At 64.0% G+C, this 17,269-nt stretch carries 14 protein-coding genes and 1 pseudogene; 10 read left to right on the forward strand and 5 right to left on the reverse strand.

Translation table 11 applies throughout. The features are described from left to right. Positions 1-94 precede the first annotated feature (94 nt). Positions 95-541 (forward strand): lytic transglycosylase domain-containing protein, encoded by a 447-nt coding sequence (locus U5A58_RS02125; RefSeq protein ID WP_321960110.1) that lies wholly within the window; start codon positions 95-97, stop codon positions 539-541. 189 nt (positions 542-730) lie between these two features. Continuing rightward, positions 731-2,059, forward strand: coding sequence for a GTP-binding protein (locus U5A58_RS02130; protein WP_321960111.1), 1,329 nt, complete (start codon positions 731-733; stop codon positions 2,057-2,059). A gap of 146 nt (positions 2,060-2,205) precedes the next feature. On the opposite strand, the gene U5A58_RS02135 is transcribed toward U5A58_RS02130, so the two are convergent. Further along, positions 2,206-2,484, reverse strand: coding sequence for an HU family DNA-binding protein (locus U5A58_RS02135; RefSeq protein ID WP_027815965.1), 279 nt, complete (start codon positions 2,482-2,484; stop codon positions 2,206-2,208). A 463-nt stretch (positions 2,485-2,947) separates the two neighbouring features. On the opposite strand from U5A58_RS02135, the gene mnmC reads away from it, so the two are divergent. The 7 genes from mnmC (at position 2,948) to U5A58_RS02170 (ending at position 12,769) form a co-directional block, all read left to right on the forward strand. Continuing rightward, on the forward strand, positions 2,948-4,924 hold the full coding sequence (gene mnmC / locus U5A58_RS02140) for a bifunctional tRNA (5-methylaminomethyl-2-thiouridine)(34)-methyltransferase MnmD/FAD-dependent 5-carboxymethylaminomethyl-2-thiouridine(34) oxidoreductase MnmC (protein WP_321960112.1): 1,977 nt from the start codon (positions 2,948-2,950) through the stop codon (positions 4,922-4,924). A gap of 988 nt (positions 4,925-5,912) precedes the next feature. Further along, entirely contained in the window at positions 5,913-7,118 is a 1,206-nt protein-coding gene (locus U5A58_RS02145) for a cation:proton antiporter (protein WP_321960113.1), read from the forward strand. Positions 7,119-7,173: 55 nt separating this feature from the next. After that, on the forward strand, positions 7,174-8,289 hold the full coding sequence (locus U5A58_RS02150; RefSeq protein WP_158758963.1) for a YbdK family carboxylate-amine ligase: 1,116 nt from the start codon (positions 7,174-7,176) through the stop codon (positions 8,287-8,289). A gap of 822 nt (positions 8,290-9,111) precedes the next feature. After that, on the forward strand, positions 9,112-9,750 hold the full coding sequence (locus U5A58_RS02155) for a MarR family winged helix-turn-helix transcriptional regulator (RefSeq protein WP_321907216.1): 639 nt from the start codon (positions 9,112-9,114) through the stop codon (positions 9,748-9,750). Between the two features lie 250 nt (positions 9,751-10,000). Next, on the forward strand, positions 10,001-10,729 hold the full coding sequence (locus U5A58_RS02160; protein WP_321960114.1) for a glutamine amidotransferase: 729 nt from the start codon (positions 10,001-10,003) through the stop codon (positions 10,727-10,729). A 118-nt stretch (positions 10,730-10,847) separates the two neighbouring features. Further along, positions 10,848-11,960, forward strand: a complete 1,113-nt coding sequence (locus tag U5A58_RS02165; RefSeq protein WP_321960115.1) for an NADH:flavin oxidoreductase/NADH oxidase — start codon at positions 10,848-10,850, stop codon at positions 11,958-11,960. 302 nt (positions 11,961-12,262) lie between these two features. Beyond that, a complete protein-coding gene (locus U5A58_RS02170; RefSeq protein ID WP_321960116.1) occupies positions 12,263-12,769 on the forward strand; it encodes an SET domain-containing protein in 507 nt (168 codons plus the stop codon). Between the two features lie 74 nt (positions 12,770-12,843). On the opposite strand, the gene U5A58_RS02175 is transcribed toward U5A58_RS02170, so the two are convergent. After that, positions 12,844-14,412, reverse strand: coding sequence for a sensor histidine kinase (locus tag U5A58_RS02175; protein WP_321960117.1), 1,569 nt, complete (start codon positions 14,410-14,412; stop codon positions 12,844-12,846). Between the two features lie 205 nt (positions 14,413-14,617). Then, positions 14,618-15,304, reverse strand: coding sequence for a response regulator transcription factor (locus tag U5A58_RS02180; protein WP_027815974.1), 687 nt, complete (start codon positions 15,302-15,304; stop codon positions 14,618-14,620). A 106-nt stretch (positions 15,305-15,410) separates the two neighbouring features. Here U5A58_RS02180 and U5A58_RS02185 point away from each other — a divergent pair, with 106 nt between their 5' ends. Next, complete coding sequence (locus U5A58_RS02185; RefSeq protein ID WP_028203283.1) at positions 15,411-15,641, forward strand: DUF3717 domain-containing protein; 231 nt, start codon at positions 15,411-15,413, stop codon at positions 15,639-15,641. Positions 15,642-15,744: 103 nt separating this feature from the next. Here U5A58_RS02185 and U5A58_RS02190 read toward each other — a convergent pair. Further along, positions 15,745-16,059, reverse strand: a pseudogene (locus U5A58_RS02190) (4a-hydroxytetrahydrobiopterin dehydratase); the annotation flags it as partial. A 201-nt stretch (positions 16,060-16,260) separates the two neighbouring features. Then, positions 16,261-17,154: a phenylalanine 4-monooxygenase gene (gene phhA / locus U5A58_RS02195; RefSeq protein ID WP_321960118.1), complete on the reverse strand. Its 894-nt coding sequence runs from the start codon at positions 17,152-17,154 to the stop codon at positions 16,261-16,263. Between the last annotated feature and the right edge of the window lie 115 nt (positions 17,155-17,269).

The following is a 17,269-nucleotide window of genomic DNA, read 5'->3' on the forward strand; positions in this document are numbered from 1 at the left end:
GAAAACAGGGCGGCCAGCGAGAGATTGCGTCATCCTTCAGGCAGCAACGTTCGCCTCTTCGTTTGCCCTTTTGTCAGCTTCCGCGCGATTCGCCATGCAAAACATCTGGTCCGCTACGCTTGCCACCGCTGTGGTGCTCGTCACCGCGAGCGCCAGCACGCTCGCGCATGCGGACTGTTTCGACGAGGCCGCGCGCTATCAGAAGGTCAATCCGCTGATCCTGCGCGCCATCGCCTGGCAGGAGTCGCACAACCGGCCCGACGCGGTACACAGGAATGCGAACGGTTCGATCGACTACGGCGTCATGCAGATCAATTCCGTGCATCTGCCCGTGCTCTCGCAGTACGGCATCTCGCAAAGCACGCTCATGGAGCCGTGCAAGAACGTCTATATCGCCGCGTGGCATCTGCGCCAGAAGATGAACAAGTACGGCAACACGTGGGCCGCCGTCGGCGCTTACCATTCCGAAACGCCAACGCTGCGCAACCAGTACGCGCAGCAGATCGCCGACATTCTGCGCAAGTGGCATCTCATGCAGTAGTCATCCCGTAGCCATGCAGTCGCTCGCTCGCGCGCGTACCGCCTGCTCGCGCCCTGAAAGCGGCGGCACGCGTGCGCCTGCGCCTCTCGCGTGCATGGTGCAAAATGCTGGCTGGCGCCGCACCCTTACTAGGATTTCGATCCTTTCGCGCGGCGGACCTTCCGACTCACTTTCTGCACCCCAACTGCGATGAACCAGCCGCCACTGCCCGTCACTGTGCTCTCGGGTTTTCTGGGCGCGGGCAAAACCACGCTGCTCAACCATATCCTTTCGAACCGCGCGGGCCTGCGCGTGGCGGTGATCGTCAACGACCTCGCCTCCGTGAACATCGACGCCGCGCTCGTGCGCGACGCCTCGGCGCTTTCGCGCGTGGAAGAGCGCGTGGTCGAAATGTCGAACGGCTGCATTTGCTGCACGCTGCGCAACGACCTGCTCACCGAGATCCAGCGCCTCGCCGACCCGGCGCGCGCCGGCCAGCGTTTCGACGCCATCGTGATCGAATCGACCGGCGTGGCCGAGCCCATGCCGATCGCGGAAACCTTCACGTTCGCAGGCGAAGACGGCGTCGCGCTCGACGCGTTCGCGCGCCTCGACACGATGGTCACGGTCGTCGACGCATTCAACTTCCTGCGCGACTACGCGAGCGCCGACCAGCTCGCGCAGCGCGGCGTGGCGACGAGCGAGGAAGACGACCGCGCGATCGTGGAACTGCTCGTCGATCAGGTCGAGTTCTGCGACGTGCTCGTGCTCAACAAGGCCGACCTCGTGAGCGGCGATGAACTCGCGCGCCTGCAGCACATTCTCGCGCGCATCAATCCGCGCGCCGTGCAGGTGGTGAGCCGCTTCGGCGATGTGCCGTTAGAGGAAGTGATCAATACCGGCCGCTTCGATTTCGATGCGGCGGCGAGCGCGCCGGGCTGGCTCGCGTCGCTGCACGACCATGACCATTGCGACGACCCGGCACATTGCCACGACCCGGCGCACACGCATGCGCCGCGCAGCGAAGCCGACGAGTACGGCATCATCAATTTCGTTTACCGCGCGCGCCGTCCGTTTCATCCGGAGCGCTTCTGGGCGCTGCTCAACCAGGAGTGGAAGGGCGTGCTGCGCTCGAAGGGCTTCTTCTGGCTCGCCACGCGCAACGACATAACGGGCACGCTCTCGCAGGCAGGCGGCGTATGCCGCCACGGTCCGGCCGGCACATGGTGGGCGGCGCTGCCGCGCGAGGAATGGCCGCAGGACGCCGAGCTCGAAAAGGAAATCGCCGCCGACTGGCAGGGCGATCTCGATGACGCAAGCGTCGGCGACCGTCGCCAGGAACTGGTGATGATCGGCGTGGATCTCGAGCCCGACGCGTGGCGCGCAAAGTTCGATGCGTGCCTCCTCACCGATTTGGAGTACGCGGCAGGCCCCGAAGCCTGGCTGAACTACGCCGACCCGTTCCCGTCCTGGGAGCTGGACGACGACGACCACGATCATGATCACGGCGATCACGATGAAATTGTCCATCGTCCCTAGTCGTCTCGACTAGCCAGAACGACGCGCCCAATCAACAACGGCGCCGCAATCATGCGGCGCCGTTTGCTTTTGCGCTCGCGCCGTGTGAACCGCGCAGGCGAAAAAAAACCCGCCAGGGGCGGGTGTCAACTTAAAGCGGCAATACCTTAGCGCTTGTTGACGGCGTCCTTGAACGCCTTGCCAGCCGTGAACTTGACGGTCTTGGCTGCGGGAATCTTGATGGTTTCGCCGGTCTTCGGGTTACGGCCCGTACGGGCTGCGCGCTTGCCCGAACCGAAGCTGCCGAAGCCGATCAGCTGGACCGCGTCACCCTTCGACACAGCCTTCTTGACCACTTCGAGGAGCGTGTCCAGCGTCTCGCCGGTTTGTGCCTTGCTAGCGCCCGTCTGTGCTGCGACGGCGTCGATCAGTTCCTGTTTATTCATTGAGAAGTTCCTTTCTGTGTTTAGGTTGACACGAACAGCGCGAACGCGCCGATTATACGGACGCGTGCCGCGCCGTCGAGCAGCGACGGACCCGGAGCACCCCGGCGTTTTCGCGTTGCGGCGGCTAGCGTGTGTCTGCTGCCGCAACGTCCGTGCTGCCGCTTCCCTGGGCGGCGCTTGCTATGATAGCGCAGCGCAAACCCAATAACGACAAGGGTTTCGAAGATTTCGCGCAGGATATGCCGGTTTTTTGGGGCTTGCAGACGTTTTAAGGGTATCCACCCCCGCAAATCCCTCCGGCTGCGGCGTTTTTGCCGGCGCACGCGTTGCGCTGCGCCAACGCAGCATGCGCGCAAACGCCTGCCTGGCAAGCGTTTGCGGCGATGCGACCAGGCTTCGCCACACGCTTTTTCCAGCCTCGCTCCGTTCTCGTTTCTTCCTCATCTCTGGCTTCGCGTTCCTCATGACCGCCACCCTGACACCCGCCACGCTCGTTTTTCGGGAAGACGGCATGCCGTTTTCGCCTGTCTATGGCGACATCTATCACAGCACCGGAGGCGCATTCGCGCAGGCCCAAGCCGTCTTTCTGAACGGCAACGCGTTGCCACAGCGCTGGCAAAACCGGCGAATCTTCACCGTGGTCGAAACCGGCTTTGGCATGGGCGTGAACTTTCTCGCCACGTGGGCGGCATGGCGCGACGATCCGGCGCGCTGCGAACGCCTGCATTTCGTCTCGGTGGAAAAACATCCGTTCGCGCGCAACGACCTGCAATGCGCACTCGACGCAGTCGTTGCGCACGCACGCGAAGCGCCGCTCGCGCGCGAACTCGTGAACGCCTGGCCAATGCTCGTGCCCGGCACGCACCGCCTGGAATTCGACGGCGGACGCGTCACGCTCACGCTCGTTTTCGGCGATGCGCTCGAGGCATTTCCCAAAATGTGGATGCGCGCCGATGCGATCTACCTCGACGGCTTCGCCCCTTCGAAGAATCCCGAGCTCTGGTCTCCCGCCATTTTCAAGGCGCTTGCACGCATTGCCGGCGAGGGCGCCACCTTCGCGACGTGGAGCAGTTCCGGGGAGGTGAAGCGCGCGCTCGAGCAAAGCGGCTTCGAATACCGCAAGGTGCCAGGCTTCAACGGCAAGTGGGCGATGCTGGTCGGGCGCTTCGCGCCGCGCTGGCGCGTGCGCCGCTACGAGCCGCCGCTGCCGCTTGCGTTGCGCGAGCGGCACGCCGTTGTCGTGGGAGCGGGACTCGCCGGCTGCGCGCTCGTCGAGCGGCTGGCCGTGCGCGGCTGGCGCGTGACGCTCATCGAACGCAACGCCGCGCCCGCGCTCGAAGCATCGGGCAATCCGGCCGGCGTGTTTCATCCGCTGATTTCCCGTGACGACAGCAGCGCGTCACGCATCACGCGCGCGGGCTTTCTCTACGCGCAGCAACGCTGGGCCGCGCTCGAAGCCGCTGGCCATGCGCCCATGCGCTCGCACGCCGGCTTGCTCCATCTCGCCACCGACGACGAATCGCGCGCCGTCGCCGCAGCCCTGGATTCGTTCGGCTATCCCGAAGCATTCGTGAGCGCCGTCACGCGCGAGCAAGCGCAAGCGTTAGCCGGCGTCGCGCTCAATCAGGGCGGGTGGTTCTATCCGCAAGGCGGCGCGATCGATCCGGCATCGCTTTGCCGCGCGCAATGCGCTTTCGCCGCCGCGTTGCCAGGCGCCCAGGTCGAAACACGTTTCGGTGTGCGTATCGGTCACATCGCTCGCGCTGGCGATCGAGAATCCGACGAATGGCAGGTGTTCGACGACACCGGACGGCTCGTCACCCAGGCGGCCGCGGTGATCTTCGCCAACGCTCAGGATGCGTCGCGGGCCGCGGCGCTCGCCCATGCGCCCACGCGCATCGTGCGTGGCCAGCTCACGCTCGTCGACCCCAGCCCGCTCGCGAACCTGCGCGTGCCCGTGATCGGCGAAGGCTATGCGGTGCCGCTCGACGGCGGCGTAACGCTCGCCGGCGCCACGTACGAAGTCGACGACGCCGACGACGCGCTACGCGCCGCCGGCCACGTCGAGAATATCGAACGCGTCGCGCACATGCTCCCGGAGCTTGCGGCTGCACAAGGCGAGCGCGATTTCGCCGGCCGCGTGGCGTTTCGCTGCGTCACCAGCGACCGCATGCCGATGCTCGGCCCGCTCGCCGACGAAGAAGCCGCCCGCCGCGACGCGCAACGTCTGGCCGGCGCGTGGCCGCTCGACCTGCCGCGCGCAAGCGGCCTCTATGGTGCGTATGCGTTCGGCTCGCGCGGACTCGTGTGGGCGGCGCTGGGGGCGGAGCTGATCGCGTCGCAGCTCGAAGGCGAGCCGTGGCCACTGGAGCGCGAACTTGCCGACCAGCTGGATCCGGCGCGCTTTCTCCAGCGTGCGTTGCGCCAGCGCAGTGTTTGAGCGCGCCGCACGGAACAGGGTGGAAAAGGGCGCCCAGGTTATCCACGCAAATCTGTGGATAACCGCGCGAATTGCCGGCGAATGGAGTGTGGAACCGGTGTGGACGTAAACGGGGTAACTCCGCACGTCCCGTTCCAGGCCAAAAAGTTGTTCTTCGAAGCGCTCGCGGACCGCACACACTTTGCGCGCGGTTGTGCGCGCGCCAACTCACGGATTCCTTTCGGTAAACCCGGGTTATCCACAGGAAACCCAGGCCCTTGTTAACTTCTACTACGTATACATACGGTAAACCGTAAACCCGAAGCTAACGCCACCGCTACCGCCAAGCACGACCCAACCAGAGCGTGAAACCCCCCGACGAATGCCGCCTGCCGACGCGGTCATTTTTTCCGCATACGCCGCTAAAAGCGCACAATACGGACGCTATTACCGTCTTTGTCGATGCTTTCGGAGAGCGGGGGACAATTGCAAAAAAGCTATGGCACAATCGCCGTTCTTTCCGCGTCACATGCCGCATCAGACGGTTGACGCTTCCAAGGAACGGTTGCCCCTCATCCTGAATCTGAGTGCTCAGGGAAGACGGCAGCGTTCGTTCATCCAACGCGGGCGCAGCCACACCACACGCAAGGCGCCCGTACCGGCTGTTCGCCGCACCGTTATGTGCCGGCGCACTGCTTTGCCGTAGCGTTCGCCATTGCGTTTGCCATCGCGTTTGCCGCACTGTTTGCCCGCACTCGCCGCAGGAAGCGCTAATTCGCGCCAGTTCGCCATGTCGTCAGATCGTTGACCTTGCCGGCTGCATCGGCGGGCGCGAACCGCGCGAGGCGCAGTGCAGGCACGCACCAGACGACGAGTAGAGGTGTCGTTCGCCTCGTGCGGCACGCGGTTTGCCTGCGGTCTGCCGGATTGTCAGCCGTATGTCGATCTAACGTCGGACAGCCGGATTCGTTCCCACGCAAGATGTTGTTGCCAAGGAGAAGCCACCACGATGAAGTCGGCGTTTTCGTTTTTTCCCGCCTGGCCGTTGCCGCTCGACGGTATTTTCTGGGCCGGGCTCGCGCTGCTCGCCGCCGGTTTGTGCGGCGAGCTTTGCTATAGGGCGTGGCGCTTGCCGCGGATCTCGGGCTATGGCGTGATCGGGCTCATTGCCGGGTCGGCTGGGTTTGGCGTGGTCGACGCCAATGTCGGTACGTCCGCGCGGCCGCTGCTCGACGTCGCACTCGGCCTGCTACTGTTCGAACTGGGCAGCCGGCTCGACCTGCGCTGGATCCGCCGCAACCCCTGGCTCATCCTTTCGAGTCTGGCCGAAGCCTCGCTGACCTTCGTGCTCGTGCTTGGCGTGCTGCTGTTCCTTTCCGTGCCGACCATGATCGCGCTCGTCGTGTCCGCGATCGCCATGGCGACGTCGCCTGGCATGGTGATCCAGCTCAAGACCGAGTTGCGGGCGGAAGGCCAGGTCACGCAGCGCTTGCTTACGCTCACGGCGCTCAACAGCATGTATGCGGTGATCGTGGAAAAGCTCGCGTCGAGCTGGCTGCACCAGGAAATCTACGGCAACGTGTTCGCGACGATCCTCCAGCCGCTCTATCTGCTGATCGGCTCGCTGGTTCTCGCGTTCGTGCTCGCCCGCGCGTGCACGCTGTTTTACCGGCGGTTGAGTCCGCAGGACGAGCACTCGTTTGTCGCGCTATTCGGCCTCGTGCTGCTGGCGATCGCCATGGCGCACCTGCTCAAGCTTTCGACGATCCTGAGCCTGCTTGCCGCCGGCATCATCGTGAAGAATCTGGAGCCGCGTCCGCAACTGTGGCCGCAGCATTTCGGCACGGCCGGATGGCTGCTGACGGTGATTTTGTTCGTGCTCACGCTCACGACCTTTGAGTGGCACGACATTCTCGTGGGCGGCGCGGCCGCGGCGGGGCTGATCGTCGCACGCCTCGTGGGCAAGCTCGTCGGCGTGCTGATGTTCGCCAAACCGAGCGGGCTGCACTGGAAGCAGGGTATCGCGCTCGGCATTGCCTTGACGCCGATGTCGGCGCTCGCGCTGCTGCTCGTCGAGGACACCTACGAGCTTTATCCGACGTTCGATCCGCGCCTGCGCGCGATCATTCTTTGCTCGATCGTCGTGCTGCAGCTTTTCGGACCCTGGCTGGTCTATCGCGCGCTTGCCCTCGTCGGCGAACGCGGCGAAGAATGAAACTCGCGTCGCGCGCGGCCGGCGGCTTGCGCGCGACGCCCTGATAGGGGACGTCATGTCACTCGAAACATTTGTCGATTCGAAGCCGTTCACGTTCGGCATCGAACTCGAAATGCAGATCGTCAACACGCACGACTACGATCTGACCAAGGCGGGTAGCGACCTCATGCGCCTCGTCAAAGATCAGGAGATTCCGGGCAACATCACGCCCGAAATCACCGAAAGCATGATCGAACTTTCCACCGGAATCTGCACGAATCACGAGCAGGCCGTGGCCGATCTGCGCAAGATTCGCGACGTGCTCGTCGCTGCGGCCGATCGTCTCAATGTCGGTCTGTGTGGCGGCGGCACACACGCGTTCCAGCAGTGGAGCGACCGTCGCATCGTCGATACCCCGCGCTTTCAGTATCTTTCCGAGCTGTACGGCTACCTTGCGAAGCAATTCACGGTGTTCGGCCAGCACGTGCATATCGGCTGCCCGGATGCGGACAGCGCGCTTTTCCTGCTCCATTCGCTTTCGCGCTTCATTCCGCATTTCATCGCGCTCTCGGCTTCGTCGCCCTATGTGCAGGGTGTGGACACCGGATTTCATTCGGCACGACTGAATTCCGTGTTCGCGTTTCCGCTGTCGGGCCGCGCGCCGTTCGTGCTGAGCTGGGAGGAGTTCAAGGAGTACTTCTCGAAGATGGTGCACACGGGCGTTGTCAACAGCATGAAAGACTTTTACTGGGACATCCGCCCGAAGCCCGGTTTCGGCACGATCGAGGTGCGCGTGATGGACACGCCGCTTTCGGTGGAGCGTGCGGCGGCGATCGCCTGCTACATCCAGACGCTCGCACGCCATTTGCTCACCGACCGGCCGATCGCGCCGCTCGAGGACGACTATCTCGTGTACACGTTCAACCGCTTCCAGGCATGCCGTTTTGGTCTCGCCGGCACCTGCGTGAATCCGCAGACGGGGGAGCGGCGCACGATCTCCGAAGACATTCTCGAAACGCTGGACCGGATCGCGCCGCACGGCGAGGCGCTCGGATCGACGCGCGCGCTCACCGAAATCGGCACGATCGCCCGCGCGCAGAACAACGACGCCACCTGGCTGCGTAGCGTGGTGGCCGAGGAAAAATCGCTGCACGAAGCCGTCCGGCAACAGTGCCTGCGCTGGCGCGCCTGACCGGAATCAAAAAAGGGAGCCGGCGGACGTACAGGACCACTGACCGATTTTCGCGGGGTGCCAGAAGCGCTCCGCGCAGGCAAAGCAGGATGCAAGGGCAGCTTTCGGGCTGCCCTTCGTGCTTTCGGGGCTGGGAAACAGGTGAGAAGCAGGTAAGACGCGGGTAAGAAGCGGGTAAGAAGCGAGGTAAGGGGAGCGGACAAAAAGCGGCCGATAAGCACGCCAAAAACGGGTCGCGTTGGTTCCGCGCGCCACTTTTTTCGAGGTGGAGAAATTTTTTTTTGCCGGCTTCAAGGTACCTGGGGGTTCTTATTTTTTTGACCTGGGTCCCGACATGGTCCATATTCATGGACAAATGGCCCCACACCGCTGTGGGTAACCTTCGATTTCCCTGCAAACTCAATGGACTACGTAATGATTGGTTAGCCACAATCGGGCAGATTCCTGTTGCGTTTGAGACAGAAATCCGCGATAACCTGCATGGGTCATGCAGCGACGATTGCGAGCGGTCAAGAACCTGTACACATAGCAATAGCGTGCTTATCAACGGGTTATCCACAATTCGCGTTGGATAAGTTAGCTGTGCGATTTGCCGCTCTCGCATAGAATGTCGGTTTGCTGCACTGGCATCGGAACTTGAAGGATGTTTTCGGGGTCTGCGGCAAGAAAAATGACAGTGCTACGCACACCTTGGCGTGCGCGTAGCAGGTTTTTTTGAGATGGTGCGGCGCTCGGGAACCGGGCGCCAGCGTTCCCACAGGCCGTCGGTCAAAGCGGCGGCTGACGATGCAGCGCAAGCTGCCAAATAACCAGCGAAAGACTATGAGCGAAGGCGTATACGGAGAGCAGGCAGCCGGGCGGGTGACCCATAGCCTGCTGCGACTTAGCACGGCTATGCGGAGCCAGGCGTGGGACTGGGCCGAAGGGGCAGGACTCACGCCTACCCAGGGCGAAATTCTCGTGCTGCTGATGCAGCGTAAGGGGCCGATGCGCCTCGGCGAGATCGCACGTGAAACGGCCCTCACGGCCGCTACCACGAGCGATGCGGTGAGCACGCTCGAAACCAAGGGGCTCGTCGAAAAGCGTCGCGCGCTCGACGACGGCCGCGCACTTGCGGTGCGTCTGACCTCGCGCGGCCGCACGGCGGCGAAGAAGGCGTCGCAGTGGCCTGACTTCCTCTCGAAGGCGGTCGGCACGCTGAAGGCGGACGAACAGTCCACGCTTTATCGCACGCTGCTCAAGACGGTTTATCTGCTCGAAGCGCAGGAAACCAGCCCGCAACACCGCATGTGCCTGACCTGCTCGCATTTCGAGCCGAGCAAGAACCCGAAGAAGACGCCGCATCACTGCCAGCTTCTGAACATCGATATGGCTGACACCGATCTGCGTCTCGATTGCTCGGTCTACGAACAGGCCGACGTGACGACCCAGAAGAAAAACTGGAAGATCTTCGCGGTTTAAGGCGAAAGCTGCGCCGCCGCCCCGGAGCGGGTGGCGCGCGTTGACGCCCGCGCGCGTCATGCATGTAATTTACGGTAATGCAAAGCGTCGCAATGTCGATTGCGTGCCGGTATTGTGTGCGTGGTAATTTGTGTAGTTCTCGCAACTATTTGCCACACGTTTTTGTCACGACCGCAGGCGCAAACGTGCACACGCGCCGTACACAAGCGGTAACGTGCAAGCCGTCCACAGGCGACCCGGGAATCTGCCGATGAATCGCGAAGTATTGGCTGTGCGCCATGTCTATTTCGAGGACCTCGGCAGCTTCGAGCGCGTGCTTGGCGACCGTGGACGCCCCGTGCGCTACGTCGACGTCGGCTTCGCCCGCGTTGGCGCGCTCAATCCCTTGTCGGCGTCGCTCATGGTCGTGCTCGGCGGCCCGATCAATGCGTGCGACGACGCACGCTATCCCACCCTCGTTCCCCTTGCCGCGATGATCGAAAAGCGCGTCGCGGCCGGCTTGCCCACGCTCGGCATCTGCCTCGGCGCTCAACTCATCGCACGCGTGCTCGGTGCGCGAGTGTATGGCGGGCCACAGCCGGAAATCGGCTGGACGCCGCTCACGCTCACCGACGCGGGCCGCGCCTCGCCGCTGCAGCACATCGACGGCGCGCTCACCTCCATGCTGCATTGGCATGGCGATACCTTCGATCTGCCGCAGGGCGCGACGCGTCTCGCTTCCACGCCGCTGTGCGAGAACCAGGCGTTTTCTTGGGGCAACCACGTGCTTGGGCTGCAATGCCATCCCGAAGTGCGCGCCGACCGCTTCGAGCCCTGGCTGATCGGAAACGCCGCCGAAATTGCCACCGCCGGCGTGGACGTGAACGCGCTGCGCGACGACACGGCGCGCCACGGGCCGACGCTCGAAGCGCAGGCGAGCCGCATGTTCGGCGAATGGCTGGACGCTGTAGATGCCCGCATGGCCGCGCGCCAACCCTGACCCGACCTGATCCGCCTCGCGCGGGCGCACGTCGCGTACGCGCCGCGTTCCCTGTCGAACGCGCGAAAAAAGCGCGTGCTATTCTCGGACGCTTCTGCCATCCGTCCGTGGACCTCCCATGAGCAAGCTCTTCACTCCGCTCGAACTGCGTGGCGTGACGCTCGCCAATCGCATCGTCGTTTCTCCGATGTGCCAGTACTCCGCCGAGCGTGGCGAGGCCAACGACTGGCACATGATCCATCTCGGCCACCTGGCGTTGTCGGGCGCCGCGATGCTTTGCATCGAAGCGACGTCCGTCGAACCCGACGGTCGTATCACGCCGGGCGATCTCGGCCTCTGGGACGACGTGACCGAAGCCGCGCTCGAGCCCGTTATCGCCGCTATCCGTCGCCATTCGCCGATCCGCATCGCCATGCAGATCTCGCACGCGGGGCGCAAGGCGTCGAGCCATGTGCCCTGGGAGGGTGGCCAACTGATTCCGGTCGCCGAAGGCGGGTGGCTGCCGCACGCGCCTTCGGCGCTCGCGCACAAGGAGGGTGAGGCGCCGCCGCTCGCACTCGACATCGCGGGTCTGAACCGCGTGCGCGATGCGTTCGTGGCCACGGCGCGCCGCGCTGCGCGTCTTGGTATCGACGCGCTCGAAATACACGCGGCGCATGGCTATTTGCTGCACCAATTTCTCTCGCCAATCGCGAACCAGCGCAGCGACGAGTACGGCGGCTCACGCGAGAACCGCATGCGTTTTCCGCTCGAAGTGTTCGATGCCGTGCGCGCCGAATTTCCCGCCGATCGCCCGATTGGTGTGCGCGTTTCGGCAACGGACTGGGTTGAAGGCGGCTGGACGCCCGAGGACACGGTCGTCTTCGCGCAGGCGCTCAAGGCACGCGGCGCGGACTGGATCGACGTGTCGTCAGGTGGTGTGTCGCCGCTGCAAAAGATTCCGCTCGAACCTGGCTATCAAGTGCCGTTCGCACGCAAGGTGAAGGCCGAAACCGGCATGACGACGATTGCGGTGGGCCTCATCACCGACGCCTTGCAGGCCAACCAGATCGTCGAAGACGGCGAAGCCGACATGATCGCGATGGCGCGCGCGATGCTCTACGATCCGCGCTGGCCGTGGCACGCGGCGGCACAACTCGGTGCGAGCGTGAACGCGCCGCCGCAATACTGGCGCTCGCAGCCGCGCGAGTTGAAGAAGCTGTTCGGCGAGACAACGCTCGGCCAGCGCTGATACGCTGCGCGCGGCGCTTGTCTCACGGCGCATATGGGTTGAACGAAAGAGGCGCGAGCGTGTACGATGCCGTCTGTGGCGCGCCGGGCGTCGCATGAGCGCGGCGCCCAATCGGCGCCGCGTTTGCGTACGGACCGCGACGAGGCAGGACGCGAAGTTTGATGCAAGGGCCGATGCAAGGCCAGGCAGACCGTCAGGCACGGCTTCATGAGAGAGCCGCAGGCGGCGCGCGAGACGATGTCTTCCAGGCCGCCTGTCATGACCGGGACAGTCTACCCCAGTACTTCACAAGGATTCATTCAATGAGTGAACGCAGGATCGTCGTGCGCCAGTCGGGCGTGCACGGCAAGGGCGTGTTTGCGGCGGTCCCCATTGCGACCGGCGAACGACTGATCGAATACAAGGGCGAGCGCATCTCCTGGAAGGAAGCGCTGCGGCGTCATCCGCATAATCCTGACGAACCGAATCACACGTTCTATTTCGCGCTCGACGACGGCGACGTGATCGACGGCAAGGTGAAGGGCAACAGCGCGCGCTGGATCAATCATTCGTGCGCGCCGAACTGCGAAGCCGAGGAAATCGAAGGACACGTTTATATTCACGCGCTGCGCGATATCGCAGAGGGCGAGGAACTCTTCTACGACTACGGTCTCGTGATCGACGCGAAGCAGACGAAGAAGCTCAAGCGCGAATACGAATGCCGTTGCGGCGCCCGCAAATGCCGCGGCACAATGCTCGCGCCGCCCGACGACGACAAGTCTGCGAAGGGCTCCAAGGCCGCGAAGGGCAAGGGCAAAAAGAAGAAGTAAGCGGCGCAACGCGCGTCGCATGAAGCACAAGGGCCGCATGAGCGGCCCTTGTCGTTTTCGTGGCGGTGGCAGCGTCAGAGATCGATGCTCGCCTGATGAGCCGGTTTCTTCTCGTGCGGCGGTTCGTCTGACTTGAACGCCTCGCGCTGCACGGTTTCAGCGGCGCTGCCTTCCTTGCTGTCCCGCTTGTCTTTGGCGTCTGTGCGTACCGGCGTGCGGACATTCGCGAGCGGCACGCGCACGATGAAGCGCGCACCGCCTTCCGGTGCATCTTCGTAATGCACGCTGCCGCGATGCAGCGCCATGATGTCGTGAACGATCGCAAGACCCAGGCCCGCGCCGCCGTCCACGCCGTTCTCGCTCTGGGCGTCGCCGCGGAAGAAGCGCTTGAAGAGATCCGCTTGTTGCAAAGCGGGCACGCCGCTGCCGTTGTCTTCCACGACGATCTCGGCCATCGGCGTGCCGTCAACGGAGGACTGCGAAACAGTCACAGTGATGCGGCCGCCTTCCAGCCGCGCGGGCGGCAAATACTTGAGCGCGTTGTCGAGCAGATTCGCGATGACCTCGTGCAGCAGCACGGGGTTGCCGCGCACCATCAACGGCGTGTCGTTTTCGGGGTCGTCGAGGCGCTGGAAACCGAGGTCGACGTGGTTCGCCAGCGCGCGCGGCACCCATTCGGCGCCGGTCTCGAACGCGAGCGCGGCCATGTCGATATCGACGAAACGCGCAGCTTGCTCGCCCGGCTCCGCGCGCGCGAGCGAGAGCAACTGGTTAGACAAACGCACCGCGCGATCGGCGGCCGCACGCAACTCGCGCACGGCGTCGCTGACCTTTTGCGGCTCGCGCGCGTTCACGGCCTGCTCGGCATGCAGCTTTACCGCGGTGAGCGGCGTGCGCAACTGGTGGGCCGCGTCGGCGATGAACTTGCGCTGCGCGTCGAGCGCGGTCTTCAGGCGGCCGAGCAGCGCGTTGAGTGCGCCGGTGAGCGGACGGATCTCGACGGGCACATAGGTCTCGTCCACGGGCTCGAGCGACGTGTGCGTCTGGCGGTTCAGCGAGTCGGCGAGCGCGGTGAGCGGGTTGAGCTGCTGGTTGACGACGCGCCACACGATGACCCATCCGGCAAGCAGCAGGAGCAGCAACGGCATCATGATCGCGACGAGAAATTCGGCGGCGATGCGAAAGCGATGATGCACAGGCTGACCGACTTCCACGACGATCGGATTACCGTGTGTTTGCGGCACGCGCACCTGGGCGACGCGCACGGTCACGCCCTTGTAGATCGTTTCGAACACGTACGCGTAGTGCATGCGGCGCACGTTGGTGCCCTGCAGCGGCAGATCGTGGTCGCCCGCGATTTCCGTTTCGCCGTTGCTGATGCGATAGATGAGATGCTCGACGGGGTCGGAGAACATCGCCTGCGCGAGCGGCGGGACGGTATTGGGGGCGTCGTCGCCGGCGATCTGGATCTGCCGGGAAATGGCCGTGGCGAGGTCGGCGAGCGAGCGGTCCACTACGTGCTGCGTGTACTGCCAGGCGAGCCAATAGGCGATCAGGCCGCTCATCAGCGCGAGCAGCGAAAGCGGGGCGGCCAGGCGCCTTAGCAGCGTGCGCCGCAGACTCGTTGCGGCAGGTGAGGACATGATGGCTTCGGGGCGAATGATGGATCGTGGGTGCGGCGGCGTGCGCCGCACGGGACCGATCCATTGTACGCGGGCCGCGGGCGCGGCGGCTGAAGTCCCATCGATGGGGCATTCGCGTGCCACTGACGTGCCAGTGACAGGCCATCAAGCGACAACGGCGGCGGAGTGATCCGCCGCCGTTGGCTGGCTCAGGAAGCGAGGCGAATCAGGCTGCCTGGCGGATTTCCTGCAGCAGATAGCCGAAGCCGCGCACCGTGACGATTTCGACGCGGCAGTTCTCGAGCTTCTTGCGCACGCGGTGCACGTAGACTTCGATCGCGGTGTCGCCGAGGTCGCCGCCGAAGTGCGTGAGGTGGTCCTGCAGTTGCGCCTTGCTCACCACGCGGCCGTGACGCAGCAGCAGCATTTCGAGCACGGCGAACTCGCGCGGCGAGAGTTCGAGCGGCTTGTCGTCGTTGAAGATGCGGCGATCGACGCCCGACAGGCGCACGCCGCCGAGCGACACTTCGGGGCGCGGCACGTCGCCGTGCGGGCCGCTGCGGCGCATCACGGCGCGAATGCGCGCTTCGAGCTCGGCCGGCTCGAACGGCTTGAGCATATAGTCGTCGGCGCCGGAATTCAGGCCCTGGACGCGGTCGTTCAGTTCGTCGCGCGCAGTGAGCACGATAACGGGCGTGTGCCGGTTGCTTTGGCGAAAGCGCGAAAGCAGCGTCATGCCGTCGATGCCGGGCAGGCCGAGATCGAGGATCACGAGTTCATGGCGATTCTGCGTGAGGGCCTGTTCGGCGAAGATGCCGTCGTGGACCATGTCGACCGTGAAGCCGGCTTGTTCGAGGCTGGACTGGATACCGCGTGCGATAGGGCGGTCGTCTTCGATCAGAAGGAGTCGCATGGGATTCGCTCAAGTACAATGGGTTTTAGCGTTCAGGCACGCAGTTCGCGAAGCGTCGCTTGCTGACATTACGGCATAGCCCGACGGTTGCGCGATCACGATCCACATGTCCGATATTTCGATCACCGAACTCGAAGCCGCGATCAACTTCTGGCGCAACCGCTCGCCTTCGATTGGCGACGAACTCGCGTTGTGCCAGGAGGCGAGTGCGCTCTCCAAGCCTTATGCGCTGCTGATTGTACAGCGTCAGAACGCCATATCACCGGAACGTTTAGACCCGATTGCCCGTGCTGCCTGGGAGTCTTACGTATCCATCAAGAATAGCCTTCAAAGCTGAAGGTTTGAAGGCCCGCCACCCTGCATTATGCTTACACGGCACGCTGCGCGCGCGTTGTGTGCACTCGCCGTGCGCACAGCGTACCCATGCTTGGTACTGCTGCTTATGCGCTGAGCGGTCCAGGCGCGATCGAGTCGATGAAGCGCGCGAGTTCGATGTCGCGTGAGGTGAGGCCGTCGGCTTCGTGGGTGGAGAGCGTGATTTCGACGCGGTTGTACACATTGAACCACTCGGGGTGATGGTTCATTTCCTGCGCCTTGATCGCCACGCGCGTCATGAAGCCGAATGCTTCATTGAAGTCGGCGAAGCGGAAGTGGCGCTGGATCGCGTCGCGGCCGGCGACGGCCTGCCAGCCGCGCAGGTCGGCGAGTTGCGACGCGCGCTCTTCGGATGTGAGTCGGTTGATCATCGTTGCACCTGTGTTGAGCGTGGGGCCTGGCGTGCGCCGTTAGCCGATTAGCCATTTTTTCACTAATGGGACGCGTGTGCGAGCGGCCCGGTCAAGGAACATGCGCATGTTGCGGCGCAAAGCGCAGTTGCGTCCCGTATTGCGTCCGATTTTGCGTCGGCGTTGGCTGGGAGTTGCGTCTACTGGTCGCGCTGCCCGGCCGCCTTGCGCTCAGACATCGCCGTCATCGAGCCAGCCTTCACCCGTGCCGCGCGTGATGATCGTGTCGCTGTGCAGCACGTCGCCCGCCGCGTGAGGCTGCGCCGCGATAAGCGCCGCCGGGTCGGCGAGGCGCGACGCAATGCCCGCGCCCAGCGCTTCGAATAGCTGGGCAAACGAGTCGATCACGAAGTAGGTTTTCTGGAACGTGTCGATGCGATAGCGTGTGCGCAGCACGCGGTCGAGGTCGAACGCCAGCCGGTTCGGCGCCACGCTTTCCACGCTGTAGAGCGTTTCGCCCTTGCTCGACACGATGCCGGCGCCGTAGATCTTCACGCCGTTGGGCGCACTCGCGTCGCGCATCAAACCAAACTCCACCGTGTACCAGTAGAGCCGCGCGAGCAACGGCAACGCGCGCTCCTCGACGGCAAGCGCGGCGCGGCCATAGGCGTGAATCGCATCGGCGAAAGTGGGGTCGGTGAGCAGCGGCACATGGCCGAACAGGTCATGGAAACAGTCGGGTTCCTGCAGATAGTCGAGTTGATCGGGACGGCGCATCCACCAGGTCACCGGAAAGCGACGGTTCGCAAGGTGCTCGAAGAAGATGCGATCCGGCACGAGGCCCGGCACGGCCACGATGCGCCATCCGGTTGCCGCCATCAGACGCTCGCTGACCTGCTCGAAGGAAGGAACGTGGGAAACGTTCAGGCCGATGCGCGTGGCGCCTTCGAGGAACGCCTCGCACGCGCGGCCTTCGAGCAGCGCGTGCTGACGCCGGTAGAGCTGATCCCATACGGCGTGATCGGCCGCACCATAACGCTCGAGCGGCTGGTCTATCGTGAAATCGGGACGGGTGGTGAGACCCGCGTCGAACTGCTCCTGCAGTTTCGCGGTGGCGGCGGCCATGTTCGTAACGCTCCACTAAAAAGGCTTGCTGTTGTGCAAGTCTAGAGCGGATGGCGCGCGGCATGTGCGCGTATTAAACGCGATTAGTCTTCGGTGTGCAATAATCGAGCGTTAT

This window comes from Paraburkholderia sp. J7, assembly GCF_905220155.1.
Classification (GTDB): Bacteria; Pseudomonadota; Gammaproteobacteria; order Burkholderiales; family Burkholderiaceae; genus Paraburkholderia.

Excerpts from the sequence above, each read along its gene's own strand:
- U5A58_RS02125 (WP_321960110.1), top strand. The coding sequence starts at position 95 with ATGCAAAACATCTGGTCCGCTACGCTTGCCACCGCTGTGGTGCTCGTC.
- U5A58_RS02130 (WP_321960111.1), top strand. The coding sequence starts at position 731 with ATGAACCAGCCGCCACTGCCCGTCACTGTGCTCTCGGGTTTTCTGGGC.
- U5A58_RS02135 (WP_027815965.1), bottom strand. The coding sequence starts at position 2,484 with ATGAATAAACAGGAACTGATCGACGCCGTCGCAGCACAGACGGGCGCT.
- mnmC (WP_321960112.1), top strand. The coding sequence starts at position 2,948 with ATGACCGCCACCCTGACACCCGCCACGCTCGTTTTTCGGGAAGACGGC.
- U5A58_RS02145 (WP_321960113.1), top strand. The coding sequence starts at position 5,913 with ATGAAGTCGGCGTTTTCGTTTTTTCCCGCCTGGCCGTTGCCGCTCGAC.
- U5A58_RS02150 (WP_158758963.1), top strand. The coding sequence starts at position 7,174 with ATGTCACTCGAAACATTTGTCGATTCGAAGCCGTTCACGTTCGGCATC.
- U5A58_RS02155 (WP_321907216.1), top strand. The coding sequence starts at position 9,112 with ATGAGCGAAGGCGTATACGGAGAGCAGGCAGCCGGGCGGGTGACCCAT.
- U5A58_RS02160 (WP_321960114.1), top strand. The coding sequence starts at position 10,001 with ATGAATCGCGAAGTATTGGCTGTGCGCCATGTCTATTTCGAGGACCTC.
- U5A58_RS02165 (WP_321960115.1), top strand. The coding sequence starts at position 10,848 with ATGAGCAAGCTCTTCACTCCGCTCGAACTGCGTGGCGTGACGCTCGCC.
- U5A58_RS02170 (WP_321960116.1), top strand. The coding sequence starts at position 12,263 with ATGAGTGAACGCAGGATCGTCGTGCGCCAGTCGGGCGTGCACGGCAAG.
- U5A58_RS02175 (WP_321960117.1), bottom strand. The coding sequence starts at position 14,412 with ATGTCCTCACCTGCCGCAACGAGTCTGCGGCGCACGCTGCTAAGGCGC.
- U5A58_RS02180 (WP_027815974.1), bottom strand. The coding sequence starts at position 15,304 with ATGCGACTCCTTCTGATCGAAGACGACCGCCCTATCGCACGCGGTATC.
- U5A58_RS02185 (WP_028203283.1), top strand. The coding sequence starts at position 15,411 with ATGTCCGATATTTCGATCACCGAACTCGAAGCCGCGATCAACTTCTGG.
- phhA (WP_321960118.1), bottom strand. The coding sequence starts at position 17,154 with ATGGCCGCCGCCACCGCGAAACTGCAGGAGCAGTTCGACGCGGGTCTC.